The sequence below is a fragment of the Oleiphilus sp. HI0079 genome, assembly GCF_001635105.1.
The window spans coordinates 1-427 of record NZ_LWFT01000333.1; the positions used below are offsets into that span (position 1 = coordinate 1).

1 protein-coding gene is annotated in these 427 nt (G+C 47.4%); it reads left to right on the plus strand.

Going from position 1 to position 427, the window contains the following annotated elements:
- On the plus strand, positions 1 to 427 hold a 427-nt coding region (locus A3750_RS04615), incomplete at both ends, for an SDR family NAD(P)-dependent oxidoreductase (RefSeq protein ID WP_156498397.1).

A 427-nucleotide genomic window follows, 5' to 3' on the forward strand; every position in this document is an offset into this window, starting at 1 on the left:
CAATTACCCTACGAGGTTTGATTCGCGTGAAACAGAGCGTGTGCTCAAAGGTTTACGGATAGATTGTCAGAATCTTGAAAAATCATCCGCGCCGATTTGGGATTTCTGGGAGCGNAATCTCGATCCAGATCTATATAAAGATCGCACCCTGCGAGGCACGGTGGAAGGAAAGGTCTGTGTAATTACAGGCGCCACCTCAGGAATTGGGTTGGCGACAGCCCGTAAGTTGGCTGAAGCTGGTGCGATTACATGTATTGCAGCGAGAACAAAAGAAACGCTTGATGAAGTGAAGCACGAGCTTGAGCAAGCTGGTGGCGATGTTCACGCATATCAATGTGACTTCGCAAACATGGAAGACTGTGACCGCTTTGTTGCAGAGGTGTTGAAAGATCATGACCACGTAGACTATTTGGTAAATAATGCTGGA